3 protein-coding genes are annotated in these 2,608 nt (G+C 42.8%); all 3 read left to right on the forward strand.

Features of this window, described 5'->3' with window-relative positions:
• Positions 1-90 precede the first annotated feature (90 nt).
• Entirely contained in the window at positions 91-747 is a 657-nt protein-coding gene (locus tag F6K53_RS36965) for an IS607 family transposase (protein ID WP_293084515.1), read from the forward strand.
• 24 nt (positions 748-771) lie between these two features.
• Positions 772-1,905 carry a transposase gene (locus tag F6K53_RS36970; RefSeq protein ID WP_293084518.1) on the forward strand — a complete coding sequence of 378 codons (1,134 nt, stop codon included), beginning with the start codon at positions 772-774 and terminating at the stop codon, positions 1,903-1,905.
• Positions 1,906-2,067: 162 nt separating this feature from the next.
• A partial coding sequence (locus F6K53_RS36975; RefSeq protein WP_293084521.1) for an SDR family NAD(P)-dependent oxidoreductase occupies positions 2,068-2,608 on the forward strand: 541 nt, incomplete at its 3' end.

Raw genomic sequence — 2,608 nt, forward strand, 5'->3', positions numbered from 1 at the left:
TCAGCAATTGTGGACAATCCCCAACTTAGAGTGGGAGAGTTGACAATTAGTCCTTGAATCATCCACAATCTTCGACAAACCTACACAGGATTGTCGAAGAGGCATTATCGTCCTCATGAATTCGCCAAAATCGCCGGTGTCACCGTTAGAACTCTCCAGCGTTGGGATATTTCGGGAAAATTGGTAGCCGATCGCAGCCTTGGCAATCATCGTATTTACACCCAGAAGCATATCAATCAACTTAAAGGTCTATCCCGTGTACATGCCAAGCGGCTGGTAGTTGTTTATTGTCGCGTATCATCCCCCGCTCAGAAACCCGAACTTGAAAACCAGGTCAAAGCTATGGATACCTTCTGCTGTGCTTCTGGAATTATTATTGATGAAGTGATTAAAGAAGTCGGTGGTGGTCTTAATTTCAAACGTAAGAAGTTTCTAAACCTGATATTCCGTATGCTATCCGGACAGATTTCTACAATCGTCGTAGCTCACAAAGACCGTCTATGTAGGTTTGCCTTCGAGCTGATCGTTGAGTTAGCTAACTATTGTGATTGTAATATCGTTGTGACTAACAATGAGTCACTTAGTCCCCAACAAGAAATGGTGGAAGACCTGATGGCAATTATTCACTGTTTCTCTTGTCGGCTCTACGGTCTACGTCGATATGTCCAACCAATTCAAGAAAATATTGACAAAAACATCGACAATCCGGAAAATTGCGCTAAAGTAGAAATGGAAGTACAAGTTTAAGGTCGAATTCCCAGGATACACATCATGTATGCACTCAAACGAGAACTTAAAGTCAATCACAAACAATCTGGCTTCTTAGCTGGTTGCGCTGGCTTCTCTCGGTTCGTATATAACTACGGTCTCAGTATCATGATGTCTTCTTGGGATTTTGACGGTGTTAAAGCTTCGGATGCTAAGCGATTGACTGCTATCAAAAAGATTTTTACCAACGTCACCAAAAAGAATCCTGATTTTGCCTGGTGTAATCAATACTCTTCTCGCATCTATCAAAACTCTTTGAGAGATTTGAAAAAAGCTTTCAGTCGTTGGCGCGATCCGAAGCTTTGTTCAGGGATACCTAAATTTAAAAAGAAACGTCATCAATGGTGTTTTACCGTTGATGATGGACATGGTAAGCGCTTAGTAAAAGCTGGAAAATTTATCACGATTCCTACATTAGGAACCTTCCGAATTAAAGAAGCTATTCCGTTTAATTGTGGGTCTCAAACTTTCACAATTTCTCGTGAAGCTGGGAAGTGGTTTGTGTCGTTTAAAATCGAGGCTTGCCCCTTACCATCCATGAAACACACCCATAAAAAAGTTGGTGTTGATTTAGGTGTGAAGTGCTTTGCTACCTTATCTGACCACACCAAGATTGAGACTCCTAGTTCGATTAAGAAAGCGAAAATCAAGCTATCGAAACTACAAGGTCGAAATCGGAAAAAGGTGCTAGGCAATGGTCAGAGAAAACAAAAACCTAGTAAGAACGCCCACAAATACTACCAGAAACTTCGTCAGCAACATCAGCATATTGCCAACAGTCGAGAAGACTTTTTACAAAAAGAGACAACTCGATTAGCTCAGACATATCAAGAAATCAAAATCGAAGACTTGAATGTATCAGGGATGCTTGCAAACCACAAATTAGCCGAGGCGATTTCTTTGTTAGGTTTCTATCGATTTAGAGAATTACTAACCTACAAACAAGAATTTCATGGCTTTAAGTTGACGTTGGTCGATCGATGGTTCCCTTCATCTAAAACCTGCCACAAGTGCGGTCATAAGCAAGATATGCCCCTTCAAGAGCGAATTTATGTTTGTGGTGGTTGTGGACTTATTGTTGACCGGGATATCAACGCAGCAATCAATATAGAGGGCTGGGAACCAGGTTTTACATAACACTGTCGGTGGCTACCGATAAAACGCCTGTGGAGTAGAAGAAGCCGTCTTCCTACGTATACAAACGAAGCAGGAATTGGACTTCAGACCGATGTCTAGGTTTGTGTAAGATCCATGAAGCAGCCTAATAAAGTTACGATCAATAGGCCAGTTTTAAACAAAATGGAAAACGATCATAAATCAACGGTCATTATTACAGGGGCCTCCTCGGGAGTTGGTTTGCAAGCCGCCAGAGCTCTTGCCCAAACCTGGGGATGGCATGTAGTGATGGCTTGTCGGAATCTAGATAAAGCTGAAAAAGCTGCCCAAGAGGTGGGAATCCCAAAAGACAGCTATACAGCGCTATATATTGACTTAGCTAGCTTTGCCAGTGTCCGGCAGTTTGTGAATGCTTTCAGAGCAACCGGCAGAACCCTCGATGCCTTGGTGTGCAATGCTGCGATCTATCTGCCATTATCAAAGGAACCGTTGCGAAATCCCGACGGATATGAATTGAGTGTTGCTACCAATCACCTCGGTCATTTCCTCCTGTGTAATCTGATGCTAGAGGATTTGAAGAATTCATCCTCTTCCCAGCCAAGGCTAGTGATTGTGGGAACTGTCACTGCTAATCCCAAGGAATTGGGAGGAAAGATTCCGATTCCAGCACCTCCAGACCTGGGAGACCTCAAGGGTTTTGAAGAAGGATTCAAACCCCCGATCT

It is taken from the genome of Moorena sp. SIO4A1 (genome assembly GCF_010672065.1).
Classification (GTDB): Bacteria; Cyanobacteriota; Cyanobacteriia; order Cyanobacteriales; family Coleofasciculaceae; genus Moorena.

What these genes read in the sequence shown, in the direction of transcription:
- F6K53_RS36970 (WP_293084518.1), top strand. Translation starts at nt 772, where the DNA reads ATGTATGCACTCAAACGAGAACTTAAAGTCAATCACAAACAATCTGGC.